The organism is Caballeronia sp. ATUFL_F2_KS9A, from assembly GCF_023630765.1.
Lineage (GTDB): Bacteria > Pseudomonadota > Gammaproteobacteria > Burkholderiales > Burkholderiaceae > Caballeronia > Caballeronia zhejiangensis.
Window position 1 is genome coordinate 45,817 of sequence record NZ_JALQEK010000010.1, and the last position, 16,425, is coordinate 62,241.

At 62.6% G+C, this 16,425-nt stretch carries 12 protein-coding genes; 1 reads left to right on the top strand and 11 read right to left on the bottom strand.

Features of this window, described 5'->3' with window-relative positions:
- Positions 1-113 precede the first annotated feature (113 nt).
- From pstS to NCS67_RS08770, 5 genes are all read right to left on the bottom strand, one after another.
- Positions 114-1,145, bottom strand: a complete 1,032-nt coding sequence (gene pstS, locus NCS67_RS08750) for a phosphate ABC transporter substrate-binding protein PstS (RefSeq protein ID WP_008342038.1) — start codon at positions 1,143-1,145, stop codon at positions 114-116.
- A gap of 221 nt (positions 1,146-1,366) precedes the next feature.
- Positions 1,367-2,728, bottom strand: a complete 1,362-nt coding sequence (gene glmM / locus NCS67_RS08755) for a phosphoglucosamine mutase (RefSeq protein WP_008342040.1) — start codon at positions 2,726-2,728, stop codon at positions 1,367-1,369.
- A gap of 113 nt (positions 2,729-2,841) precedes the next feature.
- The gene (gene folP, locus NCS67_RS08760) at positions 2,842-3,669 is read right to left on the bottom strand and encodes a dihydropteroate synthase (RefSeq protein WP_250434946.1); all 828 of its coding nucleotides are present in this window, start codon (positions 3,667-3,669) and stop codon (positions 2,842-2,844) included.
- A gap of 182 nt (positions 3,670-3,851) precedes the next feature.
- Positions 3,852-5,738 carry an ATP-dependent zinc metalloprotease FtsH gene (ftsH, locus tag NCS67_RS08765; RefSeq protein WP_008342043.1) on the bottom strand — a complete coding sequence of 629 codons (1,887 nt, stop codon included), beginning with the start codon at positions 5,736-5,738 and terminating at the stop codon, positions 3,852-3,854.
- 185 nt (positions 5,739-5,923) lie between these two features.
- The gene (locus tag NCS67_RS08770) at positions 5,924-6,586 is read right to left on the bottom strand and encodes an RlmE family RNA methyltransferase (protein ID WP_008342044.1); all 663 of its coding nucleotides are present in this window, start codon (positions 6,584-6,586) and stop codon (positions 5,924-5,926) included.
- A 285-nt stretch (positions 6,587-6,871) separates the two neighbouring features.
- Between NCS67_RS08770 and NCS67_RS08775 the strand changes: the two genes are divergently transcribed.
- Entirely contained in the window at positions 6,872-7,408 is a 537-nt protein-coding gene (locus NCS67_RS08775; RefSeq protein ID WP_175980371.1) for a YhbY family RNA-binding protein, read from the top strand.
- A 56-nt stretch (positions 7,409-7,464) separates the two neighbouring features.
- On the opposite strand, the gene NCS67_RS08780 is transcribed toward NCS67_RS08775, so the two are convergent.
- The 6 genes from NCS67_RS08780 to NCS67_RS08805 form a co-directional block, all read right to left on the bottom strand.
- Positions 7,465-7,980 carry a DUF4149 domain-containing protein gene (locus NCS67_RS08780; protein WP_008342046.1) on the bottom strand — a complete coding sequence of 172 codons (516 nt, stop codon included), beginning with the start codon at positions 7,978-7,980 and terminating at the stop codon, positions 7,465-7,467.
- Positions 7,980-8,456: a transcription elongation factor GreA gene (gene greA, locus NCS67_RS08785; protein WP_008342047.1), complete on the bottom strand. Its 477-nt coding sequence runs from the start codon at positions 8,454-8,456 to the stop codon at positions 7,980-7,982. Before greA ends, NCS67_RS08780 begins: the two co-directional genes overlap by 1 nt.
- A gap of 114 nt (positions 8,457-8,570) precedes the next feature.
- Positions 8,571-11,825, bottom strand: a complete 3,255-nt coding sequence (gene carB, locus NCS67_RS08790) for a carbamoyl-phosphate synthase large subunit (protein WP_008342048.1) — start codon at positions 11,823-11,825, stop codon at positions 8,571-8,573.
- A 33-nt stretch (positions 11,826-11,858) separates the two neighbouring features.
- Entirely contained in the window at positions 11,859-13,001 is a 1,143-nt protein-coding gene (carA, locus tag NCS67_RS08795; RefSeq protein WP_034473546.1) for a glutamine-hydrolyzing carbamoyl-phosphate synthase small subunit, read from the bottom strand.
- Positions 13,002-13,339: 338 nt separating this feature from the next.
- Entirely contained in the window at positions 13,340-14,584 is a 1,245-nt protein-coding gene (locus NCS67_RS08800) for an MFS transporter (protein WP_250434947.1), read from the bottom strand.
- A 114-nt stretch (positions 14,585-14,698) separates the two neighbouring features.
- A complete protein-coding gene (locus tag NCS67_RS08805; protein ID WP_033537087.1) occupies positions 14,699-16,345 on the bottom strand; it encodes a transglycosylase SLT domain-containing protein in 1,647 nt (548 codons plus the stop codon).
- Positions 16,346-16,425 lie beyond the last annotated feature (80 nt).

Here is a 16,425-nt window from a genome sequence, read left to right on the forward strand (position 1 = left end):
TCGCTACGTGTCAGACCGCGCGGCGAACGTTGGCTCGCCGCGCGGCTTCCTTGCTGCGTTGCTGTCCCGCGAATCAGAAGCTTAGGACAGTTTCAAACGACTGCTTGCTTCCCTTATTCCGCGACCGCCTTGCCCGATGCGTCCTTGACCTTCGCCTTCCATTGCGTCTTGATTTCGGCGACGACCGAATCCGGCAGCGAGATATAGTCGAGATCGTTCGCAGCCTGGCCGCCGTTCTTGAACGCCCAGTCGAAGAATTTCAGCGTTTCCGTGCCCTGCGCCGGCTTCTCTTGCGTCGCGTGCAGCAGCACGAAGGTCGCGCCGACGATCGGCCATGCGTTCTTGCCCGGCTCGTCCGTCAGGATCTGATAGAACGACTTCGACCAGTCCGCGCCCGCTGCCGCTGCCTTGAACGTGTCGGTCTTCGGCTCGACGACCGTGCCGGCCGAATTCTTCATGCCGACGTAGGTCATCTTGTTCTGCTTCGCGTACGCCCATTCGACGTAGCCGATCGCGCCCGGCAGACGCTGCACGAATGCCGCGACGCCGTCGTTGCCCTTGCCGCCCGTGCCCGTCGGCCAGTTGACCGTCGAACCTTCGCCGACCTTCGACTTCCACTCGGTGTTCACCTTCGACAGATAGTTCGTCCAGATGAAGCTCGTGCCGGAGCCGTCGGCGCGCCGCACGACCGCGATGTCCGTATCCGGCAGCTTGACCTTCGGGTTCAGCGCGGCGATTTCCGGATCGTTCCACTTCTTGATCTTGCCGAGGTAGATGTCGCCGAGCACCTGGCCCGATAGCGTCACTTCGCCAGCTTTCACGCCCGGCACGTTGATGACCGGCACCACGCCGCCGACGACCGTCGGGAACTGGAACAGGCCGTTCTTCGCGAGTTCGTCGTCTTTCAGCGGAGCGTCCGAGCCCGCGAAATCCACGGTCTTCGCGATGATTTGCTTGATACCGCCCGACGAGCCGATGCCTTGGTAGTTCACCTTGCCGCCGCCCGTTTTCTGGTAGGCGTCCGCCCACTTCGTGTAGATCGGCGCTGCAAAGGTGGAACCCGCGCCGGTGATGTCGGCTGCTTGAGCGGAGATGGCGAACACTGCACCAATCAGGCCGGCCAGCGCGGTTTGCATCAATTTCATTCTTAATCTCCAGTAGTGAGCGTGTGTCGCGTGAGCGTGTAGACGACACCGCGAAATATAGGAGGAGTCTGTGACAGTAATATGACTAATCGTGAAGCCAGCATGTCAATGCGCTTACGTGCTGAAAGTTTGATCACAGCCGATTTGTCAAGCCAGCGGCGCAAATAAAAAAGCGGGCCGAAGCCCGCTTTTAGCGAAACGCGATGAACTTCAGTGAACGCCTACGAAGTCGCGTCCTTTACGACCTGCGCAATCGTTTCCGCGTATCGAACCGCGTCCTGTTGCGCCGATGCTTCCACCATCACGCGCAAGACCGGTTCGGTTCCCGACGCGCGAATCAAGACCCGGCCGTGCGATTGGAGGGATTGCTCGGCTTGCTCGACCGCGCGGCGAATCGCGGCGCTGCCTTTCCAGTCCGCGCCCGCGCTCATCCGCACGTTGATGAGCTTTTGCGGGAACAGGCTGACGCCGCGAAGCAGATCGGCGAGCGACTTGCCGCTGCGCTGGATCGCTGCTAGCACGAGGAGCGCCGAGACGATGCCGTCGCCGGTCGAGTGACGGTCCAGCGAAAGGATGTGGCCCGAGCCTTCCGCGCCCAGCAGCCAGCCGTTCTCGCGCAATTTTTCGAGGACGTAGCGGTCGCCGACCGCCGCGCGCACGAACTGCACGCCCGCCTCCTTCAGCGCCACCTCGACGGCCATGTTGGTCATCAGCGTGCCGACTGCGCCTTCCACCTTGCCATCGGTCGCGATGCGATCCTTGACCAGCACGTAGAGCAATTCGTCGCCGTTATAGAGACGGCCGGACGAATCGACGACCTGCAGACGGTCCGCGTCGCCGTCGAGCGCGATGCCGATATCCGCCTTGTGCTCGACCACCGCGCGCACGAGCGCGTCCGGGGCGGTCGCGCCAACGCCGTCGTTGATGTTGAAGCCGTTCGGCGACACGCCGATCGACACGACTTCCGCGCCGAGTTCATGGAAAACGTGCGGCGCGACGTCATATGCGGCGCCGTGCGCGCAATCGACGACGAGCTTCAGACCGCGCAAGTCGAAACTCGCGGGAAAGGTGCTCTTGCAGAATTCGATGTAGCGTCCGCCTGCATCATCCAGACGCCGGGCTTTACCGAGGCGCTCGGAAGGCGCGCATTCCATCGGCTGCTCGAGCTGGCGCTCGATTTCCAGTTCGACTTCGTCGGGCAGCTTGTTGCCGTCGGCGGAGAAAAATTTGATGCCGTTGTCGTCGTACGGATTGTGCGACGCGCTGATCACGACGCCCGCCGACAGCCGCAGTGCCCGCGTCAGATAGGCGACGCCAGGCGTCGGCATCGGGCCGGCCAGCATCACGTCGACACCCGCCGCCGAAAAGCCGGATTCCAGCGCAGCTTCGAGCATGTAGCCCGACACGCGCGTGTCCTTGCCGATCAATACCGTCGGACGATTGCCCTTCTTTTGCTGTGCGCGGTCGGCGCCCGCGAGCACCTTTCCGGCCGCGTAGCCGAGCTTGAGTACGAAATCCGGCGTGATCGGCGCGACGCCTACGCGGCCGCGGATGCCGTCGGTTCCAAAATATTGACGTGCCATTGTTGCTTGACCCTCCTCGCGACCGTTCGGCGCATCGTATCGGTCCACGATTTTAGTTAATGAGTTCTATCGGCGCGCGCCTGCGCCCAAATTGCTGATGAATGAGGCCAGTGTCAATAATGCCCATTCCCGGCAGCATTCTTTGTTGCCTGCCAGACTTTCAGCGCATCGACGGTTTCGGCGACATCGTGGACGCGGATGATGGCCGCGCCCCGCTCTGCCGCGCACACCGCCGCGGCGACGCTCGCCGCGAGCCGCTCGCCCGCGCCGCGTCCGGTGACGGCGCCGAGCATCGACTTGCGCGACATGCCCGCGAGCAACGGAAAGTTCGTCCCGGCGGGCGACGTGTCCGTGAGATGCGCGAGCAACGCGTAATTATGCTCGACCGTCTTGCCGAAGCCGTAACCCGGATCGAGACTGATGCGCTCTGTCGCAATGCCCGCGCGCCCGAGTGCGGCGACGCGCTCCGCGAAGAACTTGCGCACGTCGGCGACGACGTCTTCGTACACCGGCTCGTGAAGCTGCATCGTGCGCGGCTCGCCGAGCATGTGCATCACGCAAAGTCCGCAGTTGCTGCCCTTGACGGCGTCGATCGCGCCGTCCTGACGCAAGCCCCAGATGTCGTTGATCATGTCCGCGCCGGCGTCGAGCGCGGCGCGCATCACGGCTGGTTTGTACGTGTCGACGGAAAGCGGCACTCGAACGGTGCGCAATGCCTCGACTATCGGGACCACGCGCTCGAGTTCCTCGTCGAGCGGCACGGGCGGCGCGCCGGGACGCGTGGATTCGCCGCCGATATCGATCATGTCGGCGCCGTCGGCGAGCATCTGCTCGGCGCGAGCCAGTGCGGCGTCGCGCGAAATGAAGCGGCCGCCATCGGAGAACGAGTCCGGCGTAACGTTGAGAATGCCCATGACGAGCGGGCGGTCGAAGGTCAGCATGAAGCGTCCGCATTGGAGCGGCGCGGCTGAAATCGGGGATGGGGTTGAAGTGGCCAAGCGGATAGAACGGAACGGAGGGACGGAGACGGCGCCGCGTTCAGCACCTGATTAAAAACGGACGCCAGAAAGTGAAAATGGGCCGGCGTGCTATGCACACCGGCCCATGAACTCATGCAGGAAACTCAGGCCGTTGCCGGCGCGTTACCCGGTTTGACCTCGGTGCCGCTGCTACCACCGGATGGCGTGTCGCCGGACGGCGGCGGCATGTTCTTCGGCGGACGCGGCGGACGATCCGACATGATGTCGCCAATCTGGTCCGCGTCGATGGTTTCCCATTCGAGCAGCGCCTTGGTCATCGCTTCGACCTTGTCGCGGTTGTCTTCCAGCAGCTTCCGGGCGAGCGCATATTGCTCGTCGAGGATGCGGCGGATTTCCGCATCGACCTTCTGCTGCGTGGCTTCGGACACCGACTTCGCGCCCATCTTGCCGAACATGCCGTTGTCTTCCGTATCGACGTAGACCATCGTGCCGAGCACGTCGGACATGCCGTAGCGCGTCACCATGTCGCGCGCCATCTTCGTTGCGCGCTCAAAGTCGTTCGACGCACCGGTCGACATCGAATTCAGGAACACTTCCTCCGCTGCGCGGCCACCGAACAGGATCGCGATTTCCTCCAGCATCTTGTCGCGATACAGGTTCACGCGGTCATGCTCGGGCAACTGCCACGTAACGCCCAGCGCCCAGCCGCGCGGCATGATCGTGACCTTGTGCACCGGATCGGCATGCGGAAGCAGCTTCGCAACCACCGCGTGACCCGACTCGTGGTATGCCGTATTGCGACGCTCTTCTTCGCGCATCACAGCCGATTTGCGCTCCGGACCCATGAAGATCTTGTCCTTCGCGTCCTCGAAATCCTGCATCTCGACGATGCGCTTGCCGCGACGCGCCGCGAACAGCGCAGCCTCGTTCACGAGATTCGCGAGATCGGCGCCCGAGAAACCCGGCGTGCCGCGCGCGATGACCGATGCATCGACGTCGTTCGCGATAGGCACCTTGCGCAGGTGCACCTTCATGATGTGCTCGCGGCCGCGGATATCCGGCAGACCGACATAGACCTGACGGTCGAAACGGCCCGGACGGAGCAGCGCCTTGTCCAGCACGTCCGAACGGTTCGTCGCCGCGATCACGATCACACCGGAATTCGCCTCGAAGCCGTCCATCTCGACGAGCATCTGGTTCAGCGTCTGCTCGCGCTCGTCGTTGCCGCCGCCCATGCCGGCGCCGCGATGACGGCCGACCGCGTCGATTTCGTCGATGAACACGATACACGGCGCATGCTTCTTCGCCTGCTCGAACATGTCGCGCACACGAGCCGCGCCCACGCCGACGAACATTTCGACGAAGTCCGAACCCGAAATGCTGAAGAACGGCACTTTCGCTTCGCCCGCGATGGCGCGCGCCAGCAGCGTCTTACCGGTTCCCGGCGGGCCGACCAGCAGCACGCCGCGCGGAATGCGTCCGCCGAGCTTTTGGAATTTCTGCGGGTCGCGCAGGAAGTCCACGAGTTCCGAGACTTCTTCCTTGGCTTCGTCGCAACCCGCGACGTCGGTGAAATTGATTGCGTTGTTGTTTTCGTCGATCAGCCGCGCTCGCGACTTCCCGAACGAAAACGCCCCGCCTTTGCCACCTCCCTGCATCTGCCTCATCATGTAGAACCAGAAGCCGATGATCAGGATCGTAGGTCCGAGGTAGTACAGCGCGGAGACGAGCGCATTCGGTTCATCGTCAGCCTTGCCGCTGACCTGAACGCCGTATTTCATCAAGTCGCCGACCATCCATATGTCGCCGGGCGACACGATCTGGTACTTCTGGCCGTCGTTCGGAGTGACCGTCAGATTGCGGCCCTGAACGGTGACGTTCTTGACTTTGCCGTTCTTCGCGTCGTCCATGAACTGCGAATAGGACACACCTTCCTGGACGCGGGGCTTATCGAACTGCTTGAACACCGTAAACAGCACCAGTGCGATCACGAGCCACACTGCCGCTTTAGAGAACATATTGTTGTTCAAAGCACCACTCCTCACTCATAGACGGGCGCCTACATAAACCTTGCGACGCCACCAAAGCATTCTAATCCAGACCGCTAACCCCTGCCATAAGGTTTAACTACCGCACAAATAGCGGCAGAGAGGTTTTTTTCGGCATATTCCGCGAAAATATCGCCGTAATTCGCCGAATCGCTCGAGCGGGCCGTTCAGTTCGGTTGCTTGAGCCGCCGCCCGAGAATAAAAGTCTCCGACGATTTGTCGCGAGAAGCTTTCGGCTTGCGTGGCGCAACCACCTTGAACTGTTGCTTGAACTTCTCAACGATCTGGCTGTATCCGCTGCCGTGAAAACATTTGACCAGCAGCGCACCCTCCGGTTTCAGATGGTTCTGCGCGAACTCCAGCGCCAGATCGCATAGATGCTCGATGCGCGCGGCATCCGCACTCGCCACGCCTGAGAGGTTGGGGGCCATGTCGGAGATTACAAGGTCCACCTGACGCTCGCCGACGATTTCATCGAGTTGCGCAAGCACTTCGTCCTCGCGAAAGTCGCCCTGGATGAACGTGACGTCCGAAATCGGCTCCATCGGCAGAATATCCAGCGCGATGATCGTGCCGTCGATGCCGCCCTGGCGCTCGGCATCGCGCTTCGCGCCCTGCGCGAGTTTGTTGCGCGCGTACTGGCTCCAGGAGCCGGGCGTCGAGCCGAGATCGACGATGACCTGACCCGGCTTGATGAGTTTGTCCTGCTCGTCGATCTCCTTCAGCTTGTATGCGGCGCGCGCGCGATAGCCCTCGCGCTGCGCCATCTTTACGTAGGGATCGTTGATGTGGTCATGCAACCACGAATGATTAAAACGGTTCTTTGCCATTCAAACTGAGCTCATGTGGCGCGCTGACAGCACGCCCGGTGCGTATTTTGCTGCATCGCGCGAGGCTTTTAGCGGATAATACGCGTCTTGTCGGCCGGACCGGTCCTCGGCGCGCTCGCGCTCCGAAAACCCGTGCATCCGGCCTGTTCTGTTTCTGGTGGGCGGTGGCGCGACCGATGCGCCGAAGATCCGGCACGAAGCCGTGCGCTTTCGCTGCAGCGTGTTCAAACCGCCTCGCGAATCTACCTCACGCCGCCCACATTTTAGTCGAGTCCGAAATTTCTCATGCCAGCTCTTAAACTCTCCCCCGCCGAACGCGCCGATCTGCGCTCCCAGGCCCATGCGCTCAAGCCCGTCGTGCTCGTCGGCGCGGAGGGTCTGACCGATGCCGTGCTGAAGGAAATCAACGTCCACCTGGAAGCGCATCAGCTCATCAAGGTCCGCGTATTCGGCGACGAACGCGAAGCACGCGTCGAAATCTACGACGAAATCTGCGATCGCCTGAACGCCGCGCCTATTCAGCATATCGGCAAGCTGCTCGTGATCTGGAGGCCCGAAGGCGCCGCTCCGAAAACCCGCGCCACCCGCACGCGCAGCACGATGCCTCCGAGCGCAGGCGAAGCCGCCGAACGCGAGACGAAGGGCCGCGCGCCGCGCACGGTGAAGGCAGTGAAAATCACCCGCGATGCGCCCGCGTTCAAGAAACCCAAAAAGCAGACGCTGAAGGTACTGGGCAACGAACGTGTGACCGCCGGCGGCAACGTGAAGCGCGCGAAGAAACGTCAGACCAGCTCGAAGCGCCAGCATCAGACGGTCAAATGATCGAACGGCGTGTGCATTTCCAATGAAACGCACGCGCCGTCCCGAGCAAGCGCGATTCAGCTTCGCGCTCTTTTCGCCGCCACCTTGGCGGATTTCCCCTTCGGCACGATCTTGACGGGCGCCGCGCCCGGCAAGCGCCACACCAGCGCAATGCCGAACAGGCATTCGATCAGATAGATCGCGCTGGATAGGCCGTGCAGAATGCCGAACTCCTTCGCATACGGCGAGCTCGCGAGATCGGTGCCCGCTTCCTGCGCCGCCATTCGCAGCGAGTTCATGAACGGCTGCAAGGCGAAATAGCCGACCAGCACGCACACGAGCATCACCGCGACGATCCACCGCACGCGTTTGTAATCGACGATGCCGCTTTTCACGAAGCGATTGCCGATGAGGATCAGCACCAGCGCGCTGATCACGCCGATGATCGCCTCGATGCGGAAGAGCTGCGCCGCCACCGAGCCCGCCGACGTGCGGTCGAGCATCGAAAAGAGCACGGGCGCAGCGACCAGGCCGAGGGTCAGCAGACTGCCGACCCAGACCATGCTGATGGTGCGAAAGAGCCGGTGCTCCATCAGACGTAGCGAACCGCGATGATCTCGTATTCGCGTGCGCCGCTCGGCGCCTGCACCGATGCCACGTCGCCTTCCGACTTCGCGATCAGCGCGCGCGCGATCGGCGAGCTCACGGAGATGAGGCCGTGATCGATGTCGGCTTCGTCATCGCCGACGATCTGATACGTCACCATGTCGCCCGATTCCAGGTCCTCGAGTTCGACGGTCGCGCCGAACACCACGCGACCTTCCGCTTCGACCTGCGTCGGATCGATCACTTGCGCGGCGGCCAGCTTCGACTCGATTTCCGCGATGCGGCCCTCGATGAACCCCTGCTTTTCCTTCGCGGCGTCGTATTCCGCGTTTTCCGACAAGTCGCCTTGCGCGCGCGCCTCCGCGATCGCGTTGATGACCGCCGGACGCTCCACGGCCTTCAGGCGTTGCAATTCGTCGCGCAGCAACTCCGCGCCGCGCTTCGTCAAAGGAATCGTGCTCATAGACCACTCACAAACAATTTCGTCAAAAAAATTACCGCGGTTAAGCGCATCTCCCACAGAGCAGGAGACGCCGCTTAACCGCGGCTCGTGATACTTAGACCAGTAATCGAAGCCTTAGTTTAGGCGAGCATGCAAGCCTTGTAAATCATAGACTTCCAAATCTCGGAGATACCTCAACCCTTCGACCGCCGCGCGCGCTCCCGACATCGTCGTGTAGTACGTGACCTTGTTGGCCTGCGCGCTCATGCGGATCGAGCGCGAATCGGCGATGGCGGCGCGCGTTTCGTCGACGGTCGTGAAGACGAGCGCGATCTCGCCGTTCTTGATCATGTCGACGATGTGCGGACGGCCGTCTTTCACCTTGTTGACGACCTTCACCGGCACGCCTGCCGCCGCGATGGCCGCGGCCGTGCCCTTGGTTGCGACGATCGGATAGCCGAGCTCGTGCAGCATCTGCGCGACTTCGACGGCCTTCGGCTTGTCGGCGTCCATCACGGTCAGAAGCACCGTGCCCGATTCCGGCAGACGCGAGCCCGCCGCGAGCTGCGACTTGAAGAGTGCTTCGCCGAACGTGCGGCCCACGCCCATCACTTCGCCGGTCGAGCGCATTTCGGGTCCGAGCACCGGATCGACCGCCGGGAACTTCACGAACGGGAACACCGCTTCCTTCACGCTGAAGTACGGCGGAATGACTTCCTTCGTCACGCCTTGTGCCTTGAGCTTCTGGCCGACCATCGCGCGAGCGGCGATCTTGGCGAGCGGCAAACCGGTTGCCTTCGACACGTACGGCACCGTGCGCGATGCGCGCGGATTCACTTCGAGCACGTAGATGATGTCCTTCTTGGAGCCGTCGTCTTGCGCGACTTGCTGAATCGCGAACTGCACGTTCATCAGGCCGATGACGTTCAGTGCCTTCGCCATTGCGGCGGTTTGCCGCTTCAGTTCGTCGACGGTTTCCTGCGACAGCGAATACGGCGGCAGCGAGCAAGCCGAGTCGCCCGAGTGCACGCCCGCCTGTTCGATGTGCTCCATCACGCCGCCGATGAACACGTCGTCGCCATCGGAGATGCAGTCGACGTCGCATTCGATCGCGTCGTTCAGGAAGCGGTCGAGCAGCACCGGCGAATCGTTCGACACCTTCACGGCTTCGCGCATGTAGCGCTCGAGGTCGCGCGGCTCGTGGACGATTTCCATCGCGCGGCCGCCGAGCACGTACGACGGACGCACGACCAGCGGATAACCGATTTCCTCCGCGAGCTTCAGCGCTTCGTCTTCGGCGCGCGCCGTGCGATTCGGCGGCTGACGCAGATCGAGATCCTTGAGCAGCTTCTGGAAGCGCTCGCGGTCTTCGGCGGCGTCGATCATGTCCGGCGACGTGCCGATGATCGGCACGCCGTTCGCTTCCAGATCGAGCGCGAGCTTGAGCGGCGTCTGGCCGCCGTACTGCACGATCACGCCGACCGGCTTTTCCAGATCGACGATTTCGAGCACGTCTTCGAGCGTCAGCGATTCGAAGTACAGACGGTCGGACGTGTCGTAGTCGGTGGACACCGTCTCCGGATTGCAGTTGACCATGATGGTTTCATAGCCGTCCTCGCGCATGGCGAGCGCGGCATGCACGCAGCAGTAGTCGAACTCGATGCCCTGCCCGATCCGGTTCGGGCCGCCGCCCAGCACCATGATCTTCTTCTTGTCGGTCGGATTCGCTTCGCACTCTTCTTCGTACGTCGAGTACATGTAGGCGGTCTTCGTCGCGAACTCGGCCGCGCACGTGTCGACGCGCTTGTACACCGGGCGCACCTTCATTTCGTGACGCTTCTTGCGCACGTCTGCTTGCGTCGAACCGGTCAGCTTCGCCAGACGCCGGTCCGAGAAGCCGCTCTTCTTCAGATACAGCAGTTCGTCACGCGTGAGGCTCGCGAGCGTGCGGCCTTCGAGCGCCTTTTCCTTGAGGATGATCTGTTCGATCTGCGCGAGGAACCACGGATCGATCGACGTCTCTTCGAAGATTTCTTCCATCGTCAGGCCGAGACGGAAGGCGTCGCCGAGATACCAGATGCGGTCCGGACCCGGCTCGCCAATTTCGCGGATGACTTCGTCGCGGCTCGTGGTCTTCTCATCGAGACCGTCGACGCCGACTTCCAGACCGCGCAACGCCTTCTGGAACGATTCCTGGAATGTGCGGCCCATTGCCATGACTTCGCCGACGGACTTCATCTGCGTGGTCAGGCGCGAATCCGCTTCGCGGAATTTCTCGAACGCGAAGCGCGGCACCTTCGTCACGACATAATCGATCGTCGGTTCGAACGATGCGGGCGTTTGTCCGCCGGTGATTTCGTTCTTGAGTTCGTCGAGCGTGTAGCCGCACGCGAGCTTCGCGGCGACCTTGGCGATCGGGAATCCCGTTGCCTTCGATGCCAGCGCCGACGAACGCGACACGCGCGGATTCATTTCGATGACGACCATGCGGCCGTCCTTCGGGTTGATCGCGAACTGCACGTTCGAGCCGCCGGTATCGACCCCGATCTCGCGCAGCACCGCGAGCGACGCGTTGCGCAGCACTTGATACTCTTTGTCGGTGAGCGTCTGCGCCGGCGCGACGGTGATGGAATCGCCGGTGTGCACGCCCATCGGGTCGAGGTTTTCGATCGAGCAGACGATGATGCAGTTGTCCTTTTTATCGCGGACGACTTCCATCTCGTACTCTTTCCAGCCGAGCAGCGATTCTTCGATGAGCAGCTCGCGCGTCGGCGAGAGATCTAGACCGCGACGGCAAATCTCTTCGAACTCTTCCTTGTTGTACGCGATGCCGCCGCCCGAGCCGCCCAGCGTGAACGACGGACGAATCACGGTCGGATAGCCGCCGCTGCCGGTCGCTTCGGCGATCTGCTGCTGCACGGCGAGCGCTTCTTCCATCGAATGCGCGATGCCCGACTTGGCCGAACCGAGGCCGATCTTCGTCATCGCGTCCTTGAACTTCTGGCGGTCTTCCGCCTTGTCGATCGCTTCCGGCGACGCACCGATCAGCTCGACCTTGTACTTTTCCAGCACGCCGTGATGGAACAGGTCGAGCGCGCAGTTGAGCGCGGTCTGTCCGCCCATGGTCGGCAGGATCGCGTCCGGGCGCTCTTTCGCGATGATGCGTTCGACCACTTCCCACGAAATCGGCTCGATATACGTGACGTCGGCCGTGTTCGGATCCGTCATGATCGTCGCCGGATTGCTGTTGACGAGGATGACCTTGTAGCCTTCCTCACGCAGCGCCTTGCATGCTTGCGCGCCCGAATAATCGAACTCGCACGCCTGGCCGATGATGATCGGACCCGCGCCGATGATGAGGATGCTCTTGATGTCTGTGCGCTTCGGCATAACTGTGCTCTGTATATTTGCGATGTTCTGTTCTTAGGCTGCGACCTTCTGTGCTTCCATCAGCTTGATGAAGCGGTCGAACAGATACGCGATGTCGTGCGGGCCGGGCGACGCTTCCGGATGGCCCTGGAAGCAGAAGGCGGGCTTGTCGGTGAGCGCGAAGCCTTGCAGCGTGCCGTCGAAAAGCGAGACGTGCGTGACTTTCGCGTTGGCGGGCAGCGTCGACGCATCGACCGCGAAACCGTGGTTCTGCGACGTGATGACCACGCGGCCGTCGTCCATGTCCTTCACCGGATGGTTCGCGCCGTGGTGGCCGGTCTTCATCTTCATCGTCTTCGCGCCGACGGCGAGACCCATGATCTGATGGCCGAGGCAGATGCCGAACGTCGGAATGCCGCGCTCGATGAATTCCCTGGTGGCCGCGATGGCGTAATCGCACGGCTCCGGATCGCCGGGGCCGTTCGACAGGAAGATGCCGTCCGGATTGAGCGCGAGCGCATCGGCGGCGGTCGATTTCGCGGGCAGCACGGTCACGTGGCAACCGCGCTCCGCCAGCATGCGCAGGATGTTGTACTTCACGCCATAGTCGAACGCGACGACGCGAAACTTCGGCGCTTCCTGCTTGCCGTAGCCGCTGCCCAGACGCCATTCGGTCTGCGTCCATTCGTAGGGCTGGTCCGTCGACACGACCTTCGCGAGGTCCATGCCCGCGAGGCCCGGGAACGAGCGTGCGAGCTCGAGCGCTTTCGCTTCGTCATCGGAACCGGCGAGAATGCAGCCGTTCTGCGCGCCCTTCTCGCGCAGGATACGCGTGAGCTTGCGCGTGTCGATGCCGGCGATCGCGACGACGCCTTGCGCCTTGAGATAGTCGGAGAGCGTCTGCTCGGAACGGAAGTTGGATGCGAGCACCGGCAGGTCGCGAATGATGAGGCCGGCGGCATGGACTTTGGTGGCTTCGACGTCTTCGGCGTTCACGCCGTAGTTGCCGATGTGCGGATAGGTCAGCGTGACGATCTGGCGGGCATAGCTCGGATCGGTCAGGATTTCCTGATAACCGGTGATGGCGGTGTTGAACACCACTTCGCCGATCGTCGAACCGGGCGCGCCGATCGATTGACCACGAAAGACCGTGCCGTCGGCAAGTGCGAGAAGTGCGGGGGAAAATGACGGCAACACGGGAAGCTCCTTGGGGAACACCCTGTTACCGACCTGTCTGTCCGAAATTCAGGCTTGGCTTCCCGTCGCTCGAAGAACGAGGGGTTTCCTTCGCGCAGTGTGGCGGCGGCTCGCGAGGCGCGCGTCGCGGTTCGGTTCAGCTCGCTTGCATGGGGCAAACGCAGTGACGAAGCAGGCGACTGGCGGCGTGCGGCGCGCGCCGACTGGCGCAGCGAACGACGGTGTGTGGGAGGTAGGCGCTAGGGTGCGGGTTGATGTGCTCAAACCTTCGAATTATAGCGTTAAATTGACACATCTGCCAAATTTGGGAGCGCTCTGCTTGCCTCCCGCCGCCCCGATCACGACGCCGCGTTTTCCACTTCCGCCTCGCGTTCGTGCAGCGCGCGGCCCGGCAACATGTACCAGATCGCGCTCGCCACTTGCAGCGCAATCAGTGCCGCCCACACCGAAATATGCGCCGATGCCGGATAGCGCCCCGCTTCCGCAGGCCAAAGCGACAACATAGTGCCGACCCCGACCTGAAAGCCGAAGATCAGCAGGAAGATGACGAGCGTGAGCGTCGTATTCACGCGTCCCGCCATGTGCGACGGGAAATACTTCGCCGCGACCGCATAACTCAGGATGCCCGTGCCGCCGAATACGCCATACGCGGCGATGAGCGTCGCGGGCGGCAGCGGCACGCGCAGCACCATGAGCAACTGCGTGGCGACGAAAAGCACCATGCCCGCGCCGCAGAACGCGTACACCGACACGCCGCGCCGCTCCAGACTGCGCGCCGCCGCGCCGAAGCCCACCGAGCCGAACATCATCGCGAAACCGAGCACGGAGACGATCGCCGACGAATGCGCGGGCGTGAGATTCATCACGTCGATGAGATAGGGACGGATCCAGAGCGACTGCATCGCGAAGAAGACGCCCTGCGTGACGACCGGAAACGACGCGATCTTCCAGAACGCGGCGCTTCTCATGATGTGCCACGTGCCCTTGAACTGCGTGACGATGTCCGCCTGATGATGCGTATCCGCCTTGCGCGGCGCGAAGAGCGCAATCGCCGCCGCGACGACGAGCGTGAACACCGCGAGCCCGAAGCACACCTGACGCCACGTTGCGAATTGCAGCAGCGCCGACAGCGGCGATCCGACGACGACGCCGCCCAATCCGCCGACGGCCATCGTGAATCCGTTGATGAGCGGCAGGCGCCAGATCGGGAAATGCTGCGCCGACGCCTTGAACGCCGCCGCCAGACACACCGACACGCCCACGCCGATGAGCAGGCGCCCGGCCATCAGCCCTGCCAGGCTATTCGATGCCCCAAACACGCCAATGCCCGCCGCGGCGAACACGAGCATGCCGGCCGTCACACGCGCCGGCCCGAAGTGATCGAGCAGTACGCCGACAGGAATCTGCGCGGCAGCGAAGCCGATGAAGTACAGCGCCGTCAGCAGGCCGAGATCGGCGGCCGACAAGCCGAGTTCGTGCGTGATGAGCGGCGCGAAGCCGAGATTGACGCCGCGGAACACGTACGAGACGAAGTAGCCGGCGGCAAAGAGGATGAAAACGCGGAGACGAACGGTGGACGACATATGAAACGGACGCTTCATCGATTCTTTCGGATCGACAGTTTAGCGGCGTCCGCAAAAGAACACGCCGTCACCTTGGTGACGGCGTGGGTTATCGCGCCGGCAAAACCGAGTGCGTTATTTCTTCTTGCTGCTCTTCGACGTGGCAGCCGGCTTCGCGGTCTTGGCCGCGGCAGCAGGCTTTGCAGCATGCGATGCCGAAGAAGACGACACCTTCGTTACCTTCCCCGACGTATGGGCACTCGTCTTGCCGCCGCGCGATGTCTTCGGCTCAGGTACGCGCGTGCCGATCTTCGACACGCCGCCCGATGAACGGCTCGACGCCGCCACCGTCTCCACACGCGCCGGACCCGGCTCGGCCGGAACCGGTCGGCCATACGGCACATGCAGCACGACCACCTGCCCCGGCATGAACATGTCTCCGCGCGTGCGGTTCCATGCGCGCAACTGTGCCGGCGAAACGTTGTAGCGGTCTGCCAGCGTGCCGATCGACTGCTTGCGGCGCACGCGGATGACGAGCCGGCGCGTGTCGGGCACGTCGCGCTCGATTGCGAGCATCGCATTGGCCGCGACGTCGGCGCTGATGTCTTCGTCGTCATCGTCCGTGCGGGGCACGACGATCGTCGAGCCCGGCTTGAGGCGCATGCCCGCCGGAATGCGGTTGACGGACATCAGCGTGTCAGCGTCCACGCCGATTTTTTCGGCGATCGCCGCCGGACGCGCGCGCTCGGTGACGGTGTACGTCGTCCACGACGACAACGCGCCCGAGTACGACGATAGGTTGCGCTGAAACGAAGCAGCGTTATCGAACGGCAGCAGAATCTGCGGATTGGTCGCGCCGAGAATCACCGGCTTCGAGAACGACGGATTCAGCGAGCGAAATTCTTCCACGCTCATGCCGGCAAGCTTCGCGGCCATCGTCACGTCGATGTCGCGCGCGGTCGTGACCGTCACGAAATACGGGTGATTCGGGATGTCCGGCAACGTGAGACCGTACATCTGCGGATTGCTCACGATGTTCTTCACGGCCTGCAGCTTCGGCACGTAGTTGCGCGTCTCGTTGGGCATGCGCAGGCTTTCGTAGTCGGTCGGCAAGCCCGCCGCTTCGTTGCGCGCGATCGCGCGCTGCACGTTGCCCTCGCCCCAGTTGTATGCGGCGAGCGCGAGATGCCAGTCGCCGAACATGTCGTGCAGACGCGAAAGGTAGTCGAGCGCGGCAGACGTCGACGCGAGCACGTCGCGGCGCTCGTCCTGCCACATGTTCTGCTTGAGGTTGTAATCGCGGCCGGTGCCCGGCATGAACTGCCACATGCCCGCGGCCTTCGCGACCGATAGCGCCTGCGGGCTGTAAGCCGATTCGATGAACGGCAGGAGCGCGAGCTCGGTCGGCATATGCCGCTGCTCGAGTTCCTCGACGATGTGATACAGATACTTCTGCGAGCGCGTGGTCATGCGCTCGACGTAATCCGGGCGTTGCGCGTACCAGTTGACCTGCATGTCGACGAGGTCGCTTTGCAGATCGGGAATCTGGAAGCCGCCGCGGATGCGGTTCCAGAGATCGGACGAACCCGCGAGCGAAGTCACGGGCGTCTTGTCGACGTTAATGGTTTCCTTGGCTGCTGCGGTGCGGCGAATCGTGTCGGCGACTTGTTGCGGCGAAGCGTTGGAGTTGGCTGTTGCTGTAATTGGATCTGACGCCGTAGGTCCTTGGCTCGCGCACGCGGCGAGCATCAGGACGGACAGCGCGCTAAGGGTTAGTCGCATGGAGAACGTCTCTGCTTCCAAAAGATGATGCTTGGAAATTTGCAGCCGATAGTACGGAACAGCACTTAAGACGTCAATAA